The sequence below is a fragment of the Cupriavidus sp. H18C1 genome, from assembly GCF_049311595.1.
In the GTDB taxonomy this organism is placed as follows: Bacteria; Pseudomonadota; Gammaproteobacteria; order Burkholderiales; family Burkholderiaceae; genus Cupriavidus; species Cupriavidus cauae.
Window position 1 is genome coordinate 570,884 of the sequence record NZ_CP186008.1, and the last position, 20,248, is coordinate 591,131.

Genomic DNA, 20,248 nt, shown 5'->3' on the forward strand with positions numbered 1-20,248 from the left:
AGTGAGTGGGCATCCTAACATGGGTCCCGCCGACGTCGCACAAAAGTCCTTTGCGAAGATCGGTCATCTGCCGAGACTGCCGCCGCCATTCCGAGTTCCATCGCCGCCCGCAAATTTCGTCACGCGGATCGCAGCGAAATCCCGCGCCGGGATTTGACAACTTTGCAAATAATGCTAGAATCTCGGACTTCGTTGGGGCGTTAGCTCAGTTGGTAGAGCAGCGGACTCTTAATCCGTAGGTCGAGTGTTCGAGTCACTCACGCCCCACCAGCGAATATTGTAGAAAAGGCCGGGCTGCTTCGCAGCGCCGGCCTTTTTGTTTGGGCTCGAATCGGGCACCGATTGGTAGCCGAGGACGGTCGCTTAGGACGGTAGAACCGGCGGCAGATTCCAATGGCAGGGCGGTAGATCCGGCGGTAGATCCCGATGGCAGCCCAGGGCGGTAGATCCGGCGGTAGATCCCGATGGCAGCCCAGGGCGGTAGATCCGGCGGTAGATCCCGATGGCGGCCCCGGGCGCCAGCGCCGGCCATTCGACGCCGCTTCAACGCCGCACCGCAGCCAATTCCCGCGCCAGGCGGCGATGCTCCGCCAGCACCGTCGGCAGATCCGCGCTCTGCAGCACGCCGTCGCGCACCACCACCCTGCCGTTGATCACGCTGGTCGACACCGTGCCGGGCGTGCAGAACACCAGCGCGGCGACCGGATCGTGACCGGCGCCGGCATAGCCGACCGCCGACATGTCGAACGCGACGACGTCCGCCGACATGCCCGGCGCCAGCGCGCCGATGTCGTCCCGGTTCAGCACCCTGGCGCCGCCCAGCGTGGCGATCTCCAGCGCCTCGCGCGCGCCCATCGCCGCGGGTCCATAGCCGACACGTTGCAGCAGCATCGCCTGGCGCGCCTCGCCCAGCATGTGCGCGCCGTCGTTGGACGCGCTGCCATCGACGCCGAGGCCGACCGGTACACCGGCGTCGCGCATCGCGCGCACCGGCGCAATGCCCGAAGCCAGCCGCATGTTCGAGCAGGGACAGTGCGCGATGCCGGTGCCGGTGCGCGCGAACAGCGCGATGCCGTCGGCGTCGAGCTTGACGCAGTGCGCGTGCCAGACATCGTGGCCGACCCAGCCCAGGTCCTCGGCATACTGCGCCGGCGTCATGCCAAAGCGCTCCAGCGAATAGGCGACGTCGTTGTCGTTCTCGGCCAGATGGGTATGCAGCGAGACGCCATAGTGGCGCGCCATCGCCGCCGACTCGCGCATCAGCTCGCGCGACACCGAGAACGGCGAACACGGGGCCAGTACCACGCGCAGCATCGCGTGGCGGGAGGCATCGTGGTACTGCTCGATCAGCCGCTGGCTGTCGCGCAGGATCGCCTCTTCCTGCTCGACCACCGCATCGGGCGGCAGCCCGCCCTTGCTTCGTCCCACGCTCATCGAACCGCGCGCCGCATGAAAGCGCATGCCCATCTGCGCCGCGGCCTCGATCGCGTCGTCCAGCCGCGAACCGTTGGGATACAGATAGAGGTGGTCGCTGGTGGTGGTGCAGCCCGACAGCATCAGCTCGGCCATCGCGGTGCGGGTCGACGCGGCGATCATGCGCGGCGTCAGGTTGGCCCACAGCATGTACAGCTCGCTGAGCCAGCCGAACAGTTCGGCGTCCTGCGCGGCCGGCACCGCGCGCGTCAGGCTCTGGTACATGTGGTGGTGCGTGTTGACGAGGCCGGGCAGCACCACATGGCCGCGCATGTCCAGCACCTGCGCGCTGCCGTCGTCGATGCGCGCGCGCCAGGCGGCCGGCAGATCGGCGGTCGCGCCGACCCACTGGATCGCCGGCCCTTCGGCGACCAGTGCGCCGTCGGCGATCTCGCGGCGGTTCGCGTCCATCGTCACCAGGACGTCGGCGTGGGTCAGGATCAGCGTCATCTCGTGGTCTCCGGTCTCCGTGGTGGGTCAGATAGCGGACGCCAGTCTACGGCGCGGGGCCGCGCGCGCGATAGCGCCGATTTGCGCCCACGGTGTGCACATCGCGCGCACACCTGCCGGCCACGCCGACGCCGACGCCGACGCCAACCCCAACGCCAAGGCCAAGGCCAACGCCAGCGCCAAGGCTCAGGCCCAGGCTCAGGCTCAGGCTCGGGCCTACGCCTACGCCGCCGGATGCCGTCGCCGACGGACAGCCGACGCTAATGCCCCGCCCCGCCACCCGACAGCGCCTTCAGCGCGGCCCCGATCCGCTGGGCCATCAGCGAGGCCGCCGAATCCAGCGGGCCGCGTGCCCGCGCAAACAGCGTCAGCCGTTGCAGCGGCAAGGCCGGATCGCGCAACGGCACGAACACCAGCGTGCCGGCCTCCAGTTCCTCGATGGCGTCGAGCGGATTGAGCAGCGCGATGCCGGCGCCCAGCATCACCAGCCGGCGCATCAGCACGGTGGAGCCGGCCTCGACCGCCGCGGGCACCGGAATCGCCGCGCGGACGAGGCGTCGTCGAGCAGGCTGCGGATCGACATCGTCGCCACCGGCAGGATCAGCGGATAGCCGACGCACTCGGCGAGCAGCGCCGACGATTGCTCGGCCAGCGGATGGCCGGGCGCGACCACCGCGCCGATCGGCCATTCGCCGGCGGCCAGCGTGACGAAGGCCGGCGTCGGCGCCAGGTCGTAGCCGAGCCCGAGCTCGGCGTCGCCCTCGGCCAGCGCGGCGACGATCTCGGCCACCGGCAGGTCGAGCACGCGCACCGCGATGCCGGGATGCCGGCGGCGGAAGTCGTTAACCAGCGCAGGCAACAGGGAGCCCGCCAGCCCGGCGGTGGTGGCCACCGTGACGATGCCCTGCTGTCCCGCGTTGTAGGCGGCGATGCGTTCGCGCAGCGCGTCGTGCTCGCGCAGCGTCTGCCGCACGTGGGCCAGCACCATCTCGCCCAGCGGCGTCAGCCGCAGCCGGCGCTGGATGCGCTCGAACAGCGGCGCGCCCAGTTCGGCTTCCAGGTCCAGAATCTGCCGGTTGATGGCGGTCGGCGCGACGTGCAGCGCTTCGGCCGCCTTGCGGATCGAACCGCGGCGGACCACTTCATCCAGATAGCGCAACACACGGGCATGCATCGGACCAGGTCTCCGGAGAACGGCGGCGCGGCGGTGGGCCGCGCGGACAGCGGGGCATTGTAGCCGCGCGGACGTTGACCGCCGTCCCGGCGACCCAGCCGAGCGTCCCCGAGATCGCTTCGGTACTTGCAAACCCAAAAGTCCACGCTAGAATAGCGGACTTCGATGGGGCGTTAGCTCAGTTGGTAGAGCAGCGGACTCTTAATCCGTAGGTCGAGTGTTCGAGTCACTCACGCCCCACCAGCGAATTCCCGAAAGGCCGGACTGCATCGCAGCCCGGCCTTTTTTGTTTGCCTGCTGTTTGCCTCTTTCCCTGCGGCTGCGGCCCGAGCGCCTGTTACGGGTTGTTACGGATATCCCCGCCGCGCCTTTCCGGGTTGAATGCCGGTCCGGGCATATTACGAAACCAAGTTCCGCAATACGGAACCCTGCCCGACCCCGACCGGCGCCCTCCGCTTCGCGCGACGCGCCGGCCAACGCAACAGATGGAGGCATTCTTGAAATCCGCATTGACCGCCAGCGTGGCAGCCTGCCTGGCCGCACTCGGCCTGACTCACGGCGTCGCGCACGCCCAGGCCTATCCCAACAAGCCGGTGCGGCTGATCGTTCCGTTCGCCGCCGGCGGCACCACCGATATCGTCGCCCGCGCCGTCTCCGACGCGCTGGGCCGCGCGCTGGGCCAGCCTGTGGTGGTGGAGAACCGTGGCGGCGGCGGCGGCGCGATCGGCGCCGACGCGCTCGCCAAGTCGGCCCCCGACGGCTACACGATCGGCATCGCCACGGTCAGTACGATGGCGACCAACCCGGCCACCAATCCGAAGAACCCGTACGACCCGCTGAAGGACTTCGCGCCGATCACCAACCTGGTCAACGTGCCGAACGTGCTGACGGTCAATCCGAAGGTGCCGGCCAAGAACCTGAAGGAGTTCATCGCGCTGCTGCGCGCCGAACCCGGCAAGTACAGCTACGCGTCGGCCGGCAAGGGCAGCATCTCCCATCTGGACGGCGAGCTGTTCAAGCTGACCACCAAGACGGACATGGTCCACGTGCCGTACCGCGGCTCGGGTCCGGCGCTGAACGACACGCTGGCCGGCCAGGTCAGCGGCCAGTTCGACAACCTGCCGTCGTCGATGCCGCATATCCAGGCGGGCAAGCTGCGCGCGCTGGCGGTGGCGGCGCCCAAGCGCGTCGAGGGCCTGCCCGATGTGCCGACCTTCGCCGAGGAAGGCATGAAGGACAACAACAATATGGCCTGGTACGGGCTGGTCGCGCCGGCCGGCACGCCGCCCGCGATCGTCGCGCGCCTGCACGACGCCGCCGTCAAGGCGCTGCAGGACCCGGCCGCCAAGCGCCGCCTGACCGAGAGCGGCGCCTATCCGGACGGCAACACGCCGCAGCAGTTCGCCGCGCAGATCAAGCGCGAACTGGAACTGCGCAAGAAGATCGCGCAGGAGCAGAAGATCACGCTCGAGTAATTCCGCTGCTCGGACGGATCGGCGGACCGCCCCACTCGGCGGCGGTCCGCCCGCGGTTGGGCTGTTCCCGCCCGCCTCAGACGCAGGCTCACACGCAACCGCATCACCCGGCCTCGTCACGCAGCCTCGTCACGCCGCCTCGTCACGCCGCCTCGTCACGCTGCCCCCCTCGCAGCGCCGGCCACGCCGGTCTCCCTCCCCCGCTCTCCCCCCTTTCCCGCCACCGCTGTATTTTTGCTCTACATTAAGAGCAGGCACCGGCACTCGCCCTGGCCGGACGCGGTGCAGCGCATCGCGCCGGCACGATCGGCGGCGGCTTTCCCCAAGGAGAGATCATGCAAGCGGACAGCGAAGAACGCGTCGAACAACGACTGGCCGATCTGGTGGAGTTCGCGCGGGCCCGGCTGCCCGAGGCCACCTTCGCCACCGCCGAACCGCTGCTGCGGCACTACTACGACGTGTCCGATGCCGAGGACCTGGCCGAGCGCGATATCGCCGACCTCTACGGCGCCGCGATGGCGCACTGGCAGACCGCGCAGCGCTTCGTGCCGGGCCGCGCGCAGGTCCGCGTCTACAACCCCAATCTCGAGCAGCACGGCTGGCATTCCGACCACACCGTGATCGAGATGGTCAACGACGACATGCCCTTCCTGGTCGACTCGGTGACGATGGAGATCAACCGGCATGGGCTGACCCTGCATTCGGCCTTCCATCCGGTGTTCCGCGTCTGGCGCGGCCAGGACGGCGGCATCGCGCGCATCGCGCTCGGCGGCGACAAGGCGCCCGACCCGGAATCGCGGCTCGAATCGTTCATCCACTTCGAGGTCGATCGCTGCAGCGAACCGGCCCAGCTGGAAGCGCTGCGGGCCGGCATCACGCGCATCCTCGGCGATGTGCGCGCGGCGGTCGAGGACTGGCCGAAGATGCTGGACATCGCGCGCGCCAGCATCGCCGACCTGCAGCGTCTGCCCGGCGGCAACGAAGGCGATACGGCCGAAGCCTGCGCGCTGCTGCAGTGGATGGTCGACGACCACTTCTGCTTCCTCGGCCATCGCGACTACCAGCTGGTCGAACAGGATGGCCGGTTCTGGCTGCGCGGCGTGGCCGGCTCGGGCGCCGGCATCCTGCGCGAGAGCCGCCGTGCGCCGACGGCCGAAGAGCTGACGCCGCTGCCGCCCGCCGCAACCAGCATCATCCAGGGCGAGGCGCCGATCTTCCTGACCAAGGCCAACTCGCGCTCGACCGTGCATCGGCCGGGCTATCTGGACTACATCGGCATCAAGCTGCTCGACGCCGAAGGCAAGCTGTTCGGCGAGCGGCGTTTTCTCGGGCTCTACACCTCGACGACCTACATGGTGTCGACCAGCGAGATCCCGCTGGTGCGCCGCAAGTGCGCCCATATCCTGGCGCGCGCGGGCTTCCTGCAACGCGGCCATCTGTACAAGTCGCTGGTCACGATCCTCGAGCAGTATCCGCGCGACGAACTGTTCCAGGCCAGCGAGGACGAGCTGTTCGAGATCGCGCTGGGCATCCTGCGGCTGCAGGAACATCAGCGCATCCGGCTGTTCGTGCGGCGCGACCGCTTCGACCGCTTCGTCTCCTGCCTGGTGTTCGTGCCGCGCGACAAGTACAACACCGATCTGCGCCAGCGCATCCAGAAGCTGCTGATGCAGGCGTTCGGCGGCACCAGCTGCGAGTTCACGCCGCAGCTGTCGGAGTCCCCGCTGGCGCGCATCCACCTGACCGTGCGCGGCGAGCCGGGCACGATGCCCGAGGTCGATACGCGCGCGCTAGAGGAACGCATCGTCGCGGCGACGCGCCGCTGGCAGGACGACCTCGCGGTGGCGCTGCTCGACAAGGCCGGCGAGGAACAGGGCAACCGGCTGCTGCGCCGCTATGGCGACTCCTTTCCGGCCGGCTATCGCGAGGATTATCCCGCGCGCACCGCGGTACGCGACATCGAGCTGATGGAGCAGGCGCGCCGGCGCGGCGGACTGTCGATGAACCTGTACCGACCGATCGAGGCACCGCCGCGCGCGTTCCGCTTCAAGGTCTATCGCGCCGGCGAGCCGATCGCGCTGTCGCACAGCCTGCCGATGCTCGAGCATCTGGGCGTGCGGGTGCACGAGGAGCGCCCCTACCGGATCGAGCCCGACGAGGGCGCGCCGCTGTGGATCCATGACTTCGGCCTCGAACTGGTCGGCGGCGCCGAGCTCGACATGGCGCGCGCCAAGGACCTGTTCGAGGACGCCTTCGCGCGCGCCTGGGATGGCGCGATCGAGAACGACGACCTGAACCGGCTGGTGCTGCTGGCCGAGATGCCGGCACGCGAAGTCACGATCCTGCGCGCCTACGCCAAGTATCTGCGGCAGGTCGGCTCGACCTTCAGCGACGCCTATATCGAGCGCGCGCTGACCGGCAATCCGCGCATCGCGGCGCTGCTGGTGGCGCTGTTCGCCGCGCGTTTCGATCCGGCGATCGACCCGGGTTCGGAGCCGGCGCGCGAGGCGCGCTGCGCGCAGTTGCTCGAGGCGATTGGCGCCGCGCTCGACCAGGTGCCCAATCTCGACGAGGACCGCATCCTGCGGCAGTTCCTCGGCGTGATCCTGGCCACCACGCGCACCAATTGCTTCCGCCAAAGTGCCGACGGCTCGCCCCGCCCGTGCCTGTCGTTCAAGCTCGATCCGGCCCGCATCGCCGGCCTGCCCGAACCGCGGCCGATGTTCGAGATCTGGGTCTATTCGCCGCGCGTCGAGGGCGTGCATCTGCGCGGCGGCCGTGTCGCGCGTGGCGGACTGCGCTGGTCCGATCGGCGCGAGGACTTCCGCACCGAGGTGTTGGGGTTGATGAAGGCGCAGATGGTCAAGAACACCGTGATCGTGCCGGTCGGCTCCAAGGGCGGCTTCGTCGTCAAGCGCCCGCCCTCGCCCACCGACCGCGATGCGTGGATGGCCGAAGGGGTGGCCTGCTATCAGACCTTCCTGCGCGGCCTGCTCGATGTCACGGACAACCTTGCGGGCGGCGCCGTGGTGCCGCCGCCCCAGGTGGTGCGCCACGATGACGACGACCCCTATCTCGTGGTCGCCGCCGACAAGGGCACGGCCAGTTTTTCCGACTATGCCAATGCGATCTCCGGGGAATACGGCTTCTGGCTCGGCGATGCCTTCGCCTCGGGCGGCTCGGTCGGCTACGACCACAAGAAGATGGCGATCACCGCGCGCGGCGCCTGGGAATCGGTCAAGCGGCATTTCCGCGAGCTCGGCACCGACATCCAGTCGACCGACTTCACCGTCGTCGGCATCGGCGACATGTCGGGCGACGTGTTCGGCAACGGCATGCTGCTGTCGCCCCATATCCGCTTGCTCGCCGCGTTCGACCACCGCCATATCTTCCTGGACCCCGACCCGGACCCGGCCGTCAGCCTGGAAGAGCGGCGCCGGCTATTCGCGCTGCCGCGCTCGAGCTGGGCCGACTACGATGCGGGCAAGATCTCGGCCGGAGGCGGCGTGCATCCGCGCAGCGCCAAGACCATCGCGCTGACGCCGCAGGTGCGCGCCGCGCTCGGCATCGAAGCCACCGCGCTGACGCCGGCCGAGCTGATCCAGGCCATCCTGACCGCGCCGGTCGACCTGCTGTACAACGGCGGCATCGGCACCTACGTCAAGGCCCCCGACGAGACCCACCAGCAGGTCGGCGACCGCGCCAACGACGCCGTGCGCGTCAATGGCGCGGCCCTGCGCTGCAAGGTCGTCGGCGAAGGCGGCAACCTCGGCTTCACGCAACTGGGCCGTATCGAATACGCGCGCGCCGGCGGCCGCATCCATACCGATGCGATCGACAATTCGGCCGGCGTCGACTGTTCCGATCACGAGGTCAACATCAAGATCCTGCTCGGGCTGGTGGTCGCCGACGGCGAGATGACCGACAAGCAGCGCAACAAGCTGCTGGCCGAGATGACCGACGAAGTCGCGGCGCTGGTGCTGCACGACAATTACTACCAGACCCAGGCGCTCTCGATCGCCAACCGCCGCGCCGCCGAACTGCTCGATATCGAGGCCCGGCTGATGCGCGCGCTCGAGCGCGCGGGCCGGCTCAATCGCGCGCTCGAATTCCTGCCGCCCGACGAGGAGATCGTCGAGCGCAAGGCCGCGGGGCACGGGCTGGCCTCGCCCGAGCGCGCGGTGCTGCTCGCTTACAGCAAGATGTGGCTGTACGACGCGCTGCTCGCCTCGGACGTGCCGGAAGACCCGACGGTGGCCGGCCTGCTGGCCGACTACTTCCCGCAGCCGCTGCGCCTGCGCTACGCCGACACGATGCAGCGGCACCCGCTGCGGCGCGAGATCCTTGCCACCTATCTGACCAACACGCTGGTCAACCGCGTCGGCCCGACCTTCGTGCATCGGATGATGGAGGAGACCGACGCGCGGCCTGCCGATATCGTGCGCGCCTGCCTGACCGCCCGCGATGTGTTCGGGCTGACGGGGCTGTGGCAGGCCATCGATGCGCTCGACAACCGCGTCGCCGACGAGGTGCAGGCCGGCATGTTCGCCGGCCTCGCGCGCTTGCTCGAAGGCGCGACGCTATGGCTGCTGCGGCGCCGCCCGACCAACGGTGCGCCGGCGGGCACGCGTCCCGACTACGCCGCCGCCGCGGTCTGGCTGACGCCGCGGCTGCCGACGCTGCTGGCCGAGCACGAGGCCGCCGCGCTGACCCAGCGGCGCGAGGCGCTGACCGCGCTGGGCATCGACGACGCGCTGGCCCTGCAGGTCGCGGCCGGCGATATCGCGGTCGCCGCGCTCGATATCGCCGAGGTGGCCTCGGGCTGCGAGCGCAGCCTCGCGCAGGTAGCCGACGTGTATTTCGCGCTGGACCGGCATCTGAGCTTCGGCTGGCTGCGCGAACGCGCACAGGCGCTGCCCGCGGATACGCACTGGGATCTGCTGGCCCGCACCACCACGCTCGACGATCTGGACCGGCTCAAGCGCGCGCTGACCGTCAGCGTGCTGCAGCAGGCCGGCCCGAGCGCGCGCGAGGAAGGCGCCGACGGCCTGATCGAGCGCTGGCGCCAGGCCCGTCATGCGCCACTGGAACGCTTCGGCCGCATGCTGGCGGACCAACGCGCCGCCGGTGCCACCGGACTGTCGATGCTGTCGGTGGCGACGCGCGAGATCGGCATGCTCGAGCACGCGGCCTGAGGCGTCGGGCGGCGGCAGCGCCTGCAACGAGGGAATCGCACGCGGCGTCGCGCAGGCCATCGCGAATAAGATCGCAAAGACAATTACGCGGGCTTTTGCGCAGGGTATCGCGAAGACAATCGCCAAAACATTTGCGCAGAAAGTCGCCAAGACAATCGCCAAGACAATCGCCAAGACAATCGCGAAGGCCATCGCATGCCCTTCGCACAGGCCCTCGCGCACGCACTACGCTGGCACGCGCTCTTGCGCAGCGCAACACTGCGTGTGGCAACGTACGGACGCTGGCCACCCCGGCCCATAGATTGTGCGTGTCGAACCGGCCCATGCCTCTCGCGCCCCACCCGGGCGCGCGGCAGGCCGTGCCGCGTCATCCCGCGATCGCCAGGCTGCCGGAGAACTCCCATGGTACTGCGTCCCCCCCTCGCACCAAGCGAGCTTGCGTACGACCGTCTGCGTGGTCGGCTCAGGGCCTGCCGGCATCACCTGCGCGATGGAGCTCGCGCGCCGCGGCATCGCGGTGATGCTGGTCGAAAGCGGCGGCGAAACCTTCCAGGACGAAGCGCAGGCGATGTGCGATGCCGAGCTCGCCGATGCGCGCCGCCATGCGACGATGCAGGACGCCGTGCGGCGCGCGTTCGGCGGTACGTCGTGGCTCTGGGGCGGGCGCTGCATCCCCCTTCGATCCGATCGACTTCGAACCGCGCGACTACGCGCCCGGCACCGCCTGGCCGATCCGCTACGACGAGCTGTCGCCCTACTATGCGCGCGCCTGCGAGTACACCAACTGCGGCCAGCCCGCCTTCACGCTCGATCGCCTCTCCGCCGAATCGGCTCGCCGGCCCATCACCACGCGCTTCCAGCCGGGCGACGTGATCGCCTCCGACCTGGAGCGCTGGAGCGGCGAGCCGAACTTCGCACGCCGCTATCGCGACTGGTTCGAGCGTGAACCCGGCGTGCAGCTGCTGCTCGGCGCCACCTGCGTCGATATCGAACCGACCGCGGACCGCGAGCATGTCGCCAGCATCGTGGTGGCCCGCGGCGCGGCGCGCACGCGCATCGTCGCCGACCATTTCGTGCTGGCCTGCGGCGGGCTGGAAGCGACGCGGCTGCTGCTGAACGTCAACGCGCGGCACGGCGACCGCCTGGGCAATCGCAGCGGCCTGCTGGGCCGGCACTACATGGGCCACATCTCCGGCAAGATCGCCAGCGTGCGGTTCGACTCGGAGGCGGCGCGCACCGTCTACCATTTCGAGCGCGATGCGCAGGGCTTCTATGCGCGGCGGCGCTTCACCGTGCCGGCCCGCGTGCAGCGCGAGCAGCAGTTGCTGAATACCGCGATGTGGCTGGACAACCATCCACCCGCCGACCCCGCGCACGGCAACGGCATCCTGTCGTTCGCCTACCTGGCGCTGTGCACGCCGGTGATCAGCCGCTATCTGGCGCCGCCGGCGATCGCCAAGCTGGTCGCCAACGCCAGCGCGCGCAAGGACCGCGGCGCCCATGTCCGCAATGTCTGCAAGGATCTCGCCAAGATCGCGACGTTCGTGCCGCCCTTCGTCTATCGGCGCTACTTCGCGCGGCCGCGGCTGCCGGGCTTCTTTCTGCCGAGCCCGAACAATGTCTACGCGCTGCACTACCATGCCGAGCAGTTGCCCTCGCGCGAGAGCCGTGTGACGCTGGCCGAGACCACCGACTGCCACGGCATGCGGCGGCTGCGCATCGATCTGCGCTATCAGCACGCGGACGCCGATTCGGTGGTGCGCTGTCATGCGCTGCTGGACCGGCACCTGCGCAAGACCGGTGCCGGCCGGCTCGAATACTGGATGCCGGAGGCCGAGCGCGTCGAGTCGGTGCTGGCGCAGGCCGCCGACGGCTTTCACCAGATCGGCACCGCGCGCATGGCGGCACACTGGCGCGACGGCGTGGTGGACCCGCGCTGCCGCGTGTTCGGCACCGATAATCTGTACGTCGCCAGCAGCGCGGTATTCCCGTCATCCGGACAGGCCAATCCGACGCTGACCATCGTCGCGCTGTCGGCGCGCATTGCCGACGACATCGCGGCACAGCTCGCCAGGCCGAGCGCGAACGATGGGGCAAACGATACCGAGAACCGAACCGGCGCCCGCATGCCTAACGACATGCCGACCGACGCGACGCCCGTGGCGGATCGGATTCCCCCGGCCGTCGAGCCGATCGACGAGCCCGTTGCCGTAGCGACCGCAGGAGCGCCAAGGTGAGTGAGCATTCCAAGGAACTGTCTGGCCGATTGGGTTTCGGTTGTGCTCCCATGCTGGGCCGGGTGGGCAGGAAGGAATCTCTGCGGGCGCTGGCGGCGGCGTATGACAACGGCATCCGTCATTTCGACGTGGCGCGCTCCTACGGCTTCGGCGAGGCCGAGGCGCTGCTCGGCGAGTTTCTCGCCGGCAAGCGCCAGCACGTCACGGTCACCAGCAAGTTCGGCGTGGTGCCGCCGCGCAATACGCGCGCGCTGAGCCTGGCCAAGAGTCTCGCGCGCGGGTGGATCAAGCGCATGCCCGGGGGCCGCCGCATGGTGCATGCCGCCTCGCGTGTCGCTCTGTCGCAGCGCAACTATGAGGTCGGCTATGCGCGCGCGTGCCTGGATCAATCGCTGCGCCAATTGCGCAGCGAGCGCATCGATTACTACCTGATCCACGAACCGCATTCGCCCGACGTGCTGACCGACGAACTGCAGCGCTTCCTGGACGAGGCCCAGCGCGACGGCAAGATCGGCCAGTGGGGCGTGACCATCGATTCGCCCGAGATCATTGCCACGCCGCTGGCGCAGCAGGCGCCGGCGTGGCTGTTCGAGGCCAATCTGAACGTGCTCGACCGGCTGCATCCCGGCATGGGCGCCGGGCGGCACCGTTTTCTGACGCGGCCCTATGGCGGCGGGCCCGACAGCCTGGCGGCCAGCGCCGCCAGCCCGCCGGTGCGGGACGCCGTCAGCAAGCTCGGGCTGGAGGAGCTGACCGAACAGGAGCTGGCGATGCATTTCGCGCTGAGCCTGGCCGGCGAGCACGGCATCGTCATCACCTCGATGTTTTCCGAGCAGCATATCCGCGAGAACCTGGCCCTGCTGGACCGGTATCGCGCGCTGGGCGAGCGCGGGCGCGCGCTGGCGCCCACCATCCTCGGCGACGGTTCGCCGCGCCCCTGCCGCAACGGGCCCTGCTCCGATATGCCGGAACACGAGCCGGCATGAGGCGGTGATTCGCGCTTGGGGTGTGCTTGGGGTGCGCTTGGGGTGCGCTTGCGGTGCGCTTCGGTTGCGATCGGGTTGCGCCTAAGGTCCGCTCAAGTTTCGCCCAGGCAGCGCAGCTCGTGACGCCGGTCACGATGCCGGCGCGAAGGGATCCGTTGGCGCGGCGGGGGTTGTCGGACAGATCGAATTCGTCGCGCACCTTGTCGACCACGGCACGGATCGCGCGCTCATGGCCGCGGACGTGGCCAAAGCCCTGCATATCCCAGTTGCGCCCGCGCGCATCGCGCGGATGCGGCTGCGGCACGGGCACCCGCACCTTCAACCCCTCGTCGACGATCTCATCCAGTCGCTGGATACGCCGGCTCACTTCGTCCTGCAGCGCACGTGCGGGCCGTTCGCGCTTGGCCATGATGTTCTCTCCCGTGACCTCGATCGGGCCATGCTAGCATGCGCGCTGCCGCGCCAACGTGCGCTATCCGCTCCAGCCCCTTTCTTTCCCCCGGCCACTCCGCCATCCCTGCCATCCCCGCCATGCTCGAGACCTTGCGCGCGTGGGCCCGACGACTGCGGCGCGACGTGCTGACGCTGTGGTTCGCCTGCCGCCATCCCGCGACGCCCTGGCTGACCCGCGGCCTGTGCGCGCTGATCGTCGCCTATGCGTTCAGCCCCATCGATCTGATTCCCGACTTCGTGCCGGTGCTCGGCTACCTCGACGAGATCATCCTGCTGCCCGCGCTGGTCTGGTGCGCGCTGCGCACGCTGCCGGCGCCGCTGGCCGATTCCTGTCGCGAGCAGGCGCGCCGCTGGCTCGACGAGCGGCGCGGCAAGCCCCGCAGCTACTGGGGCGCCGCGATCGTCGTGGCCCTGTGGCTGGGGGGCCGCGCTGCTCGCCTGGCGGTGGTGGCGCGGCTGAAGCGGCCCCGTCGCGCCACGCGCTGCCTCTGCGGCCTTTGACCCGGCGCGCGCCATCCCGCGTCCTGCGTACTGTCGGACAGCCACCGATACCACGCGCCCCGCCCCCGCTCTAGAAAGGAAGAAAGTTCCGATCAAGAGGTGCCACCATGGCAGGACGCAACATCCATGTGACGCCGCATGGCAGCGGCTGGAATGTCAGCCGCGAAGGCGAACCCGTCGCCAGCTCGCATCACGAGACCCAGGAAGAAGCCATCGAGGTCGCCACCGACGCCGCGCGGCGCGACCGTGTCGAACTGCTGGTGCATGGGCGCGACGGGCAGATCCGCATGCGCAACAGCTTCGGCCACGATCCGGCGGCGTCCAAGGGATGACGTAGGACGAACTCGCATACTGAGCGGCATCCCGATGCACTACGATGCAAGTTCCCTCCGCTCTCGACCGAAGACCATGCCTCGCAACTTCGTATTGAAAGCCACCCATACCGGATGGGAATTGACCGTCGAAGGCCAGGCGCAATCGATCCTGCGCTACGACGGCCGCGATGACGCCCTGCAGCTCGCCATGGCCGCCGCCCGGCGGCGCGGCGTGGGCCTGCTGGTCCAGGAGGCCGACGGCGAAATCCGCCGCCTGACCGAACAGGAAAGCCTGGCGGCTTGACCCCCGGCAGCGCGGTGGCCAGGGCCGCCATGCCCCCGCCCGCTGCCGGCAATGGAACACGACCATGAACCGTACCGTCCACGTGCTGCCCGCCGACCGCGGCTGGGCGGTGACCGTCGAAGATACCGACGGCGCCACCTCGCACTACCCTTCGCAGGAAGAAGCCATCGCGGCCGGACGCGAAAAGGCCAGCAAGGATCAGGTCGAACTGGTGATTCACGGGCCGGATGGACAGGTCCAGCAACGCACGCGCTTTGACGGCGGCGATGGCCACGGCCATGAGGGCGATGCGGGGGGATGGTGGGGGCGACGGCGGCGACTGACGTGCGGGCTTGCGGGCGAAGCTGTCTGATCGAATGCCAGTCGGCCGGGTTTCGCAACGACGTCCTGCTATGATCGGCCGCGCGACAACGAACCCTCAGCATACCCATGTCGAGTACCGACACCGATCATACCGATAGCACCAACCACATCGACCACAATCACGTCGACCATCGCAGCCAGAAGGAAAGAATGCTTGCCGGCGATCTCTATATCGCCGAAGACGCCGAATTGCAGGCCGCATCGCGCCGCGCGTATCGCCTGTCGCGCGAATACGAGACGCGCTATGCCGTGGACCTCGACAGCGCGCAACAGGTTCTGCATGAAATGCTTGGCGCCGTTGGACCGGACGTCAATATCAAGCCACCGCTTTACGTTGACTACGGCAAGTACATCACCGTGGGCGCGCGTACCTTCGTCAATTACGGCTTGATGGCGCTTGACGTCGCGCCGATCACGATCGGCGAAGACGTGCAGATCGGACCCAATGTGCAATTGCTGACGCCGACACATCCGGTCGATCCGGAATTGCGGCGGCAGAAATACGAAGCCGCCAAACCCATCGTGATCGGCAACAACGTCTGGCTCGGCGGAGGCGCGATCGTGCTGGCAGGTGTCACGATCGGCGAGAACAGCGTGATCGGCGCAGGTGCGGTGGTCACGCGCGATATTCCGCCGAATGTGGTCGCGGTTGGGAATCCGGCGCGCGTGATCCGCGAGATCGCGCAGCCGCCGAACGACGGCGCCGAGGCATGATGCCGTCGAACACTACTCACAGCATGCGCCAGCAATGACGCCGCTGATCCGGGCTGCCACCGGCGGCGACGCGTCATCGCTGCCGGACATCGAACGCTCCGCCGCCGAACTGTTCAGGACCGTGCCGGCATTGGCGTGGATCGCCGACGACGACGTCCTGTCACCGGAAGTCCACCTTCGCTTCATTGCGGCGGGCACTGAATGGGTTGCGGAGGACGACACCGGCAAGGTGCGCGGCTTTATCAGCGCCGAGCAATTCGGGCAAGCGTTGCATATCTGGGAGCTCGCCGTTCATCGCGATTGCCAAAGCCAGGGATACGGCCGTGCCCTCGTCTCGCAGGCCATTGCGCATGCACGTCGGCAACGGCTGGCGGCCGTCACGCTGACCACATTTCGCGACCTCCCGTGGAACGGGCCCTTCTACGGCCGGCTGGGATTCGACGCGATCGAAGGCGATGCGCTGGACGAACGGCTCGCCGCCGTGCTCGAGCACGAACGCGACCTCGGCTTGCCGGTGCATCTGCGCTGCGCGATGCGGCTCTCGCTGGATGCGGCTCCCGCTGGACGCGCCTCGCACGGGCAATGATGCCGCCCCGCCGGCATCGCCGTAGAATCGCCGATATTCGAAACCGATGGGACTTCGTATGGCACGCTCGAACCGACTGCATCGCGCCCTGCTGGCCGCCCTCGTCGCGACGGCCGCCTACCCCGTCGCCGCCCAGGACAGCAGCCCATTGACGGATTCGCAACGACAGGCGCTCGACCGCGCCATCGGCACCTTGCGCACGCCCGCGGACCGCAATGTCGCCAGTCAATGGAGCGACGCCAAGAAAGTCGCCGAAGTCATGTGCCGCCCGCTGGCCCTGCAGGAACTGAAGCGCACCGACGCCAAGGTCGATCGCGTATTCCTCGGCGACGACACGCCGCAAAGCCTGAGCCTGAACGGCAATACCGTACTGGAAGGACGCGGCCAGGCCCGCGGCCGCAGCGGATGGCGCAATTTCACCTTCACCTGCGCGCTCGACCCGCAAACGGCACGGGCCACGGCGTTTGAGGCGACGTTCGAGGGCCGGAAATAAGGCCGTGCGTGGGGCGTCGCCATGTTGAAAGCGGCCACCTGCGAAAGGGATCAATGAAAAAAGCCCGATGCCAACGAAGGCATCGGGCAAATGCAACCGACTAGGAAATGGGCTCGGACGTGACGCGGCGACCGGTGCATTGCCGCTGATGGGGGCAGCGGCGCGGTTACCAACCTTCGCATCTCGTCCTCGCCCGGCAATACCTTAGTTGCGGCGTGCCATACCTCATACCGAAAACGGGCTCGATTCTGTAGACAAGCGTCGGCACTGGCCGAAGCGGAAAGCGACGACGGGCCGATCATCGCGAAAAGGACGCGTCGAGGCCCTGCGACGCGGCTCTTCCTGGTTGCCCAGCCGTGCTCCCACTCGTCGTTGCGCGCCCGCAATCCGAACTGACTCAGCGAGCTCGAACGCCTGACGGCGAGCCCTGCCAGCCTCCCTCTCCCGGAGGCCGGCGGACTCAGCATCGAATGTGAAAGAAGGAAACTCGAATCCGACAGAAGCTCCTCCGACTGATGGCGTAATGGCTGCCCGGCCCTTTTCAAGGAGGAGATATGCCGTTCTGCAACGACACCCGCTATTTCACGCAAGAGGAAGACCCTGCCTACGAGCTCGTCCTCGCGCCCGGCGCCCAAGCCCCGTACTCAGGCATCTACCGATGTGAGGGCTGCGGTTCCAGCGCCATCTCAGCCCGCGAACACCCCTTGCCGCCGCCGAATCACCATGTCCATGGGGCGCTGCAGGGACACATTCGCTGGCGGCTGATCGCGAGAACCACCCACCCGTAACCCCGATGCCCGTGATGGGCTGACCCGTTAGGCCGGTACCGAGAACGCCCGATGAACCTCATCGGGCGTTTTGTATTGGGCCCCGCCAGAGCGGCGGTGGGGATGGCAGATGCCAACCACCGGCTTGCTCGATTGGCGCACGGGCAATAGAAAAAGCCCGATACCGGTGAAGGTATCGGGCAAATGCAACCGACTAGGAAATAGGCTCGGGCGGGACACGGTGACCGGCGCATTGCCGCTGATGGGGGGCATCGGCATTGTTGCCAGCCCACGCATCTCGCCCTTGCCTGCCGATACATTAGTTCGAGGCTGTCATCCGTCATACTGAAAACGGGCGCGGTTCTGTAGACAACGGACGAGCGCGGTGCAAGCGCGAAACCATGATCGCCCCACGCATCGCGAAGGCCTCCTCCGCGTACACAACAAAAAGCCCGCGTGGCTCGAACCACGCGGGCTTCTTGTTGTGCTGCCCTACTGCGCTTCTACTCGTCTTCCAACGCCGCAATCAAGGCGTCCGCGTACTGAACAGACCGCTTCGCGGCAGCCTCGACTTCCATTTCCCCCGACATACTGGTGACCAGTCCCTGCATCGCCATCGCGGCGAAATGCACTCGCTGGCTTGTCGACGAGGCGGCGTAGTACGACATGTCGTCGAGACGTTCGACGATCTCTCTCAGATGCTTGACCAGCTCTTGGGAATGATTCTCGTCCATACGTTCTCCCGTTAGGGGGTTGGGGAGCTGTCATGGTGCCAAGCCGATCGCGAACAATGAAGCGAGCGGTGACGGGAATCTCGGGTACTGCGCTCGAAATCGAACATTTGCGGTGCACGTCCTCGGGCTTGCTGCGTCTATGAGACGTAGCAGTGGTACGTCGGCGCCTCTCAAGCGGTGAGCGACGGCCCGGACCAAGGAACAGTTACAGCAGCTGGAGGCGACGCACGATGATGAGCGCCGATCAATAAGCGAAGCGCCGATGGATCCCGTGCCCCCTCGCTCGCGCGTGTCGGACGTGGCCCTATACCGGTTTCCAATGCCCTTGCGTACAACGGAACTGACATCCCTAGGAGGCAACCATGGCAGGAAATGTCCACGTCGTTCCGGAAGCCGGCGGTAAATGGGCGGTCCGGATTGAAGACACTGACGGCACCGGCCCGACTTACGATACCCAGCAGGAAGCGATTGCATCCGGCACCGAAGCAGCACAGCAAGCAAAGGTCGAGCTGATCGTCCACGGCCGCGACGGCCGGATCTGCGAGCGAAACAGCTTCGGCAACGATCCGCGCAACATCAAGGGATAGATCTAGTCCGGACTTGGCACGCTTGAGGACTCTACCCCGCCAAAAGCAAAAGCCCGCTAATCTTGCGATCACGCGGGCTTTATTCTGGGCAAAAGGGAAATACCCATGTGCGGCAGGCATGAAAAGCTGCCGGAAGGCCGCTGTTAGAATCACCAGCTTCAGACGAGCGGCGCAGTATTGCTATGGCAACGACAAAGAACAATGACATTCAGTGCCTGCGGGCGGTCGCCATCTTGATGGTGCTCCTGCAGCATTACCGCAGTCGGCTTCCGACACCAGACGCCTACTACCGAGTGTTCGACCACTTCGTGTATTCGCACCGAGGTCCGGCGCGCTTCCCCGCCTTTCCATGCCCCGATGGGTTGCGGTATCCACTCTTCTGATCGGGGTCCTCATCTGCGCAATCGCGCCGGCAAGTCTGCCTCAACCGTTCGTGCTTCCGATTATCGCAATTGGCTCGGTGATCTGCCTTGTCTCTTCCTTGCGAGGCGACGCATTCTCCGGCTCACCCGTCGCCAAGCCGCTGGTCTGGTTCGGCGAGAGGTCCTATTCGATCTACCTCTGCCACTTGCCAATCATTCTCGTCACTCGTGAGGCCATGCAGAGAACGATCGGCCTGGAACCGACAATTGCCAATGTCATCGTGGCGATCGTCTCCGCCGGCGGCCTGATTGCCGTGGCGGCGGACCTTTCATACCGCTGGATCGAGTTGCCCTTCCAAGCCATGGCTTCGAAAAGGACGTCGGCAAACGTCAGTGCCGACCGTGAACCCTCCGTACTATCACGGTAACGGCCGACCGCGAACGGCCTGGCGGCCTTCGGTCGCTGAGCCGCTGCACATTGTTGAGCGGCTTGACGGATGGCGGCGTGGCGCCGATGTATGCCCCCCTACTGTACTGATTGTCTTGAATCGCCTCGATCTCGCCGTTCTGCGCTCACAGGCAAAGGGACTGTCGAAAGTTCTTAAAGGGAACCAATCAAGGTCGAGGCGGAGGTGCCGACCGGCGATGGAATGCAAGTGATCGTCGACCTTTGCTATCTGACGTGCCAACACTCCACAGATATCTGCAACGTGCGCCGTTCGCGGGAGGATGAGACGGCCGTCGTGATCCTTTGCGGAAAGCCCGCAATACCTTCGTGCACTTGAGCACCGCGGCAATCTTCAGGCGTGGTCGACCAGTCCACCGGGCTCCGGTGCTCTTCCCCGTTTTGCGGTTGCCAACGCCTGATATTGGATGTTATCCAATAACTTACCTTAATCGCGCTACCGCGCACAAAGCAAAAGCCCGCATAACCAATCGATTATGCGGGCTTCAATTTGGTCGGGGCGAGAGGATTTGAACCTCCGACCACCTGCACCCCATGCAGGTACGCTACCAGGCTGCGCTACGCCCCGAAAGCACAAGAGTATATCAGAAGCCACGCCAAAATGAATAGGCGGT

Annotated in this window: 17 protein-coding genes, 3 tRNA genes and 3 pseudogenes; 17 read left to right on the forward strand and 6 right to left on the reverse strand. The window is 67.3% G+C overall.

Translation table 11 applies throughout. The features are described 5' to 3' along the window. Nucleotides 1–194: 194 nt before the first annotated feature. Nucleotides 195–270: transfer RNA gene (locus OJJOAM_RS02625), tRNA-Lys, on the forward strand. A gap of 273 nt (nucleotides 271–543) precedes the next feature. Here the strand turns inward: OJJOAM_RS02625 and OJJOAM_RS02630 are convergent. The 3 genes and pseudogenes from OJJOAM_RS02630 to OJJOAM_RS02640 all read right to left on the reverse strand — a co-directional run. After that, nucleotides 544–1,923 carry an 8-oxoguanine deaminase gene (locus OJJOAM_RS02630; RefSeq protein WP_422648783.1) on the reverse strand — a complete coding sequence of 460 codons (1,380 nt, stop codon included), beginning with the start codon at nucleotides 1,921–1,923 and terminating at the stop codon, nucleotides 544–546. A gap of 260 nt (nucleotides 1,924–2,183) precedes the next feature. Beyond that, a pseudogene (locus OJJOAM_RS02635) lies at nucleotides 2,184–2,911 on the reverse strand (LysR substrate-binding domain-containing protein). Between the two features lie 60 nt (nucleotides 2,912–2,971). Then, nucleotides 2,972–3,097 (reverse strand): annotated as a pseudogene (locus OJJOAM_RS02640) (helix-turn-helix domain-containing protein); the annotation flags it as partial. 167 nt (nucleotides 3,098–3,264) lie between these two features. On the opposite strand from OJJOAM_RS02640, the gene OJJOAM_RS02645 reads away from it, so the two are divergent. The 6 genes from OJJOAM_RS02645 to OJJOAM_RS02670 all read left to right on the forward strand — a co-directional run bounded on the left by OJJOAM_RS02645 (nucleotide 3,265) and on the right by OJJOAM_RS02670 (nucleotide 12,990). Beyond that, nucleotides 3,265–3,340, forward strand: a tRNA-Lys gene (locus OJJOAM_RS02645). Between the two features lie 242 nt (nucleotides 3,341–3,582). Beyond that, nucleotides 3,583–4,572 (forward strand): Bug family tripartite tricarboxylate transporter substrate binding protein, encoded by a 990-nt coding sequence (locus OJJOAM_RS02650; protein WP_422648784.1) that lies wholly within the window; start codon nucleotides 3,583–3,585, stop codon nucleotides 4,570–4,572. 335 nt (nucleotides 4,573–4,907) lie between these two features. Then, a complete protein-coding gene (locus tag OJJOAM_RS02655; RefSeq protein WP_422648785.1) occupies nucleotides 4,908–9,767 on the forward strand; it encodes an NAD-glutamate dehydrogenase in 4,860 nt (1,619 codons plus the stop codon). A 490-nt stretch (nucleotides 9,768–10,257) separates the two neighbouring features. Beyond that, nucleotides 10,258–10,713 (forward strand): hypothetical protein, encoded by a 456-nt coding sequence (locus tag OJJOAM_RS02660; RefSeq protein ID WP_422649477.1) that lies wholly within the window; start codon nucleotides 10,258–10,260, stop codon nucleotides 10,711–10,713. A 757-nt stretch (nucleotides 10,714–11,470) separates the two neighbouring features. Further along, nucleotides 11,471–12,004, forward strand: a complete 534-nt coding sequence (locus tag OJJOAM_RS02665) for a GMC family oxidoreductase (RefSeq protein ID WP_422649478.1) — start codon at nucleotides 11,471–11,473, stop codon at nucleotides 12,002–12,004. 50 nt (nucleotides 12,005–12,054) lie between these two features. Beyond that, nucleotides 12,055–12,990: an aldo/keto reductase gene (locus tag OJJOAM_RS02670; protein WP_422648786.1), complete on the forward strand. Its 936-nt coding sequence runs from the start codon at nucleotides 12,055–12,057 to the stop codon at nucleotides 12,988–12,990. A gap of 129 nt (nucleotides 12,991–13,119) precedes the next feature. Here the strand turns inward: OJJOAM_RS02670 and OJJOAM_RS02675 are convergent. Next, nucleotides 13,120–13,399, reverse strand: a pseudogene (locus OJJOAM_RS02675) (hypothetical protein). A gap of 122 nt (nucleotides 13,400–13,521) precedes the next feature. Here OJJOAM_RS02675 and OJJOAM_RS02680 point away from each other — a divergent pair. From OJJOAM_RS02680 to OJJOAM_RS02715, 8 genes are all read left to right on the forward strand, one after another. Next, entirely contained in the window at nucleotides 13,522–13,944 is a 423-nt protein-coding gene (locus OJJOAM_RS02680; protein WP_422648787.1) for a YkvA family protein, read from the forward strand. Nucleotides 13,945–14,051: 107 nt separating this feature from the next. Then, nucleotides 14,052–14,276 carry a DUF2188 domain-containing protein gene (locus tag OJJOAM_RS02685; RefSeq protein WP_149319205.1) on the forward strand — a complete coding sequence of 75 codons (225 nt, stop codon included), beginning with the start codon at nucleotides 14,052–14,054 and terminating at the stop codon, nucleotides 14,274–14,276. A gap of 34 nt (nucleotides 14,277–14,310) precedes the next feature. Next, nucleotides 14,311–14,562: a DUF2188 domain-containing protein gene (locus OJJOAM_RS02690; protein WP_187829258.1), complete on the forward strand. Its 252-nt coding sequence runs from the start codon at nucleotides 14,311–14,313 to the stop codon at nucleotides 14,560–14,562. Nucleotides 14,563–14,626: 64 nt separating this feature from the next. Beyond that, nucleotides 14,627–14,914 (forward strand): DUF2188 domain-containing protein, encoded by a 288-nt coding sequence (locus tag OJJOAM_RS02695; RefSeq protein ID WP_422648788.1) that lies wholly within the window; start codon nucleotides 14,627–14,629, stop codon nucleotides 14,912–14,914. A gap of 77 nt (nucleotides 14,915–14,991) precedes the next feature. Further along, nucleotides 14,992–15,639, forward strand: a complete 648-nt coding sequence (locus OJJOAM_RS02700; protein WP_422648789.1) for a sugar O-acetyltransferase — start codon at nucleotides 14,992–14,994, stop codon at nucleotides 15,637–15,639. Nucleotides 15,640–15,673: 34 nt separating this feature from the next. Then, the gene (locus OJJOAM_RS02705) at nucleotides 15,674–16,225 is read left to right on the forward strand and encodes a GNAT family N-acetyltransferase (protein ID WP_422648790.1); all 552 of its coding nucleotides are present in this window, start codon (nucleotides 15,674–15,676) and stop codon (nucleotides 16,223–16,225) included. A gap of 58 nt (nucleotides 16,226–16,283) precedes the next feature. Next, the gene (locus OJJOAM_RS02710) at nucleotides 16,284–16,718 is read left to right on the forward strand and encodes a hypothetical protein (RefSeq protein WP_422648791.1); all 435 of its coding nucleotides are present in this window, start codon (nucleotides 16,284–16,286) and stop codon (nucleotides 16,716–16,718) included. 554 nt (nucleotides 16,719–17,272) lie between these two features. Further along, nucleotides 17,273–17,506 (forward strand): hypothetical protein, encoded by a 234-nt coding sequence (locus tag OJJOAM_RS02715; protein ID WP_422648792.1) that lies wholly within the window; start codon nucleotides 17,273–17,275, stop codon nucleotides 17,504–17,506. Between the two features lie 482 nt (nucleotides 17,507–17,988). Here the strand turns inward: OJJOAM_RS02715 and OJJOAM_RS02720 are convergent, their stop codons facing one another. Then, nucleotides 17,989–18,219, reverse strand: a complete 231-nt coding sequence (locus OJJOAM_RS02720) for a hypothetical protein (RefSeq protein ID WP_422648793.1) — start codon at nucleotides 18,217–18,219, stop codon at nucleotides 17,989–17,991. A 362-nt stretch (nucleotides 18,220–18,581) separates the two neighbouring features. Between OJJOAM_RS02720 and OJJOAM_RS02725 the strand changes: the two genes are divergently transcribed. Both OJJOAM_RS02725 and OJJOAM_RS02730 read left to right on the forward strand, forming a co-directional pair. Continuing rightward, on the forward strand, nucleotides 18,582–18,806 hold the full coding sequence (locus OJJOAM_RS02725; RefSeq protein ID WP_422648794.1) for a DUF2188 domain-containing protein: 225 nt from the start codon (nucleotides 18,582–18,584) through the stop codon (nucleotides 18,804–18,806). 349 nt (nucleotides 18,807–19,155) lie between these two features. After that, nucleotides 19,156–19,596 (forward strand): acyltransferase family protein, encoded by a 441-nt coding sequence (locus OJJOAM_RS02730; protein ID WP_422648795.1) that lies wholly within the window; start codon nucleotides 19,156–19,158, stop codon nucleotides 19,594–19,596. A gap of 529 nt (nucleotides 19,597–20,125) precedes the next feature. Here OJJOAM_RS02730 and OJJOAM_RS02735 read toward each other — a convergent pair. After that, nucleotides 20,126–20,202 (reverse strand) — tRNA-Pro (locus tag OJJOAM_RS02735). Between the last annotated feature and the right edge of the window lie 46 nt (nucleotides 20,203–20,248).

Coding starts and splice junctions, on each gene's coding strand:
- OJJOAM_RS02720 (WP_422648793.1), bottom strand. CDS start 18,219: ATGGACGAGAATCATTCCCAAGAGCTGGTCAAGCATCTGAGAGAGATC.
- OJJOAM_RS02730 (WP_422648795.1), top strand. CDS start 19,156: ATGCCCCGATGGGTTGCGGTATCCACTCTTCTGATCGGGGTCCTCATC.
- OJJOAM_RS02670 (WP_422648786.1), top strand. CDS start 12,055: ATGCTGGGCCGGGTGGGCAGGAAGGAATCTCTGCGGGCGCTGGCGGCG.
- OJJOAM_RS02710 (WP_422648791.1), top strand. CDS start 16,284: ATGGCACGCTCGAACCGACTGCATCGCGCCCTGCTGGCCGCCCTCGTC.
- OJJOAM_RS02695 (WP_422648788.1), top strand. CDS start 14,627: ATGAACCGTACCGTCCACGTGCTGCCCGCCGACCGCGGCTGGGCGGTG.
- OJJOAM_RS02650 (WP_422648784.1), top strand. CDS start 3,583: ATGGAGGCATTCTTGAAATCCGCATTGACCGCCAGCGTGGCAGCCTGC.
- OJJOAM_RS02660 (WP_422649477.1), top strand. CDS start 10,258: ATGGAGCTCGCGCGCCGCGGCATCGCGGTGATGCTGGTCGAAAGCGGC.
- OJJOAM_RS02705 (WP_422648790.1), top strand. CDS start 15,674: ATGACGCCGCTGATCCGGGCTGCCACCGGCGGCGACGCGTCATCGCTG.
- OJJOAM_RS02630 (WP_422648783.1), bottom strand. CDS start 1,923: ATGACGCTGATCCTGACCCACGCCGACGTCCTGGTGACGATGGACGCG.
- OJJOAM_RS02685 (WP_149319205.1), top strand. CDS start 14,052: ATGGCAGGACGCAACATCCATGTGACGCCGCATGGCAGCGGCTGGAAT.
- OJJOAM_RS02680 (WP_422648787.1), top strand. CDS start 13,522: ATGCTCGAGACCTTGCGCGCGTGGGCCCGACGACTGCGGCGCGACGTG.
- OJJOAM_RS02700 (WP_422648789.1), top strand. CDS start 14,992: ATGTCGAGTACCGACACCGATCATACCGATAGCACCAACCACATCGAC.
- OJJOAM_RS02690 (WP_187829258.1), top strand. CDS start 14,311: ATGCACTACGATGCAAGTTCCCTCCGCTCTCGACCGAAGACCATGCCT.
- OJJOAM_RS02725 (WP_422648794.1), top strand. CDS start 18,582: ATGGCAGGAAATGTCCACGTCGTTCCGGAAGCCGGCGGTAAATGGGCG.
- OJJOAM_RS02715 (WP_422648792.1), top strand. CDS start 17,273: ATGCCGTTCTGCAACGACACCCGCTATTTCACGCAAGAGGAAGACCCT.
- OJJOAM_RS02655 (WP_422648785.1), top strand. CDS start 4,908: ATGCAAGCGGACAGCGAAGAACGCGTCGAACAACGACTGGCCGATCTG.
- OJJOAM_RS02665 (WP_422649478.1), top strand. CDS start 11,471: ATGCGGCGGCTGCGCATCGATCTGCGCTATCAGCACGCGGACGCCGAT.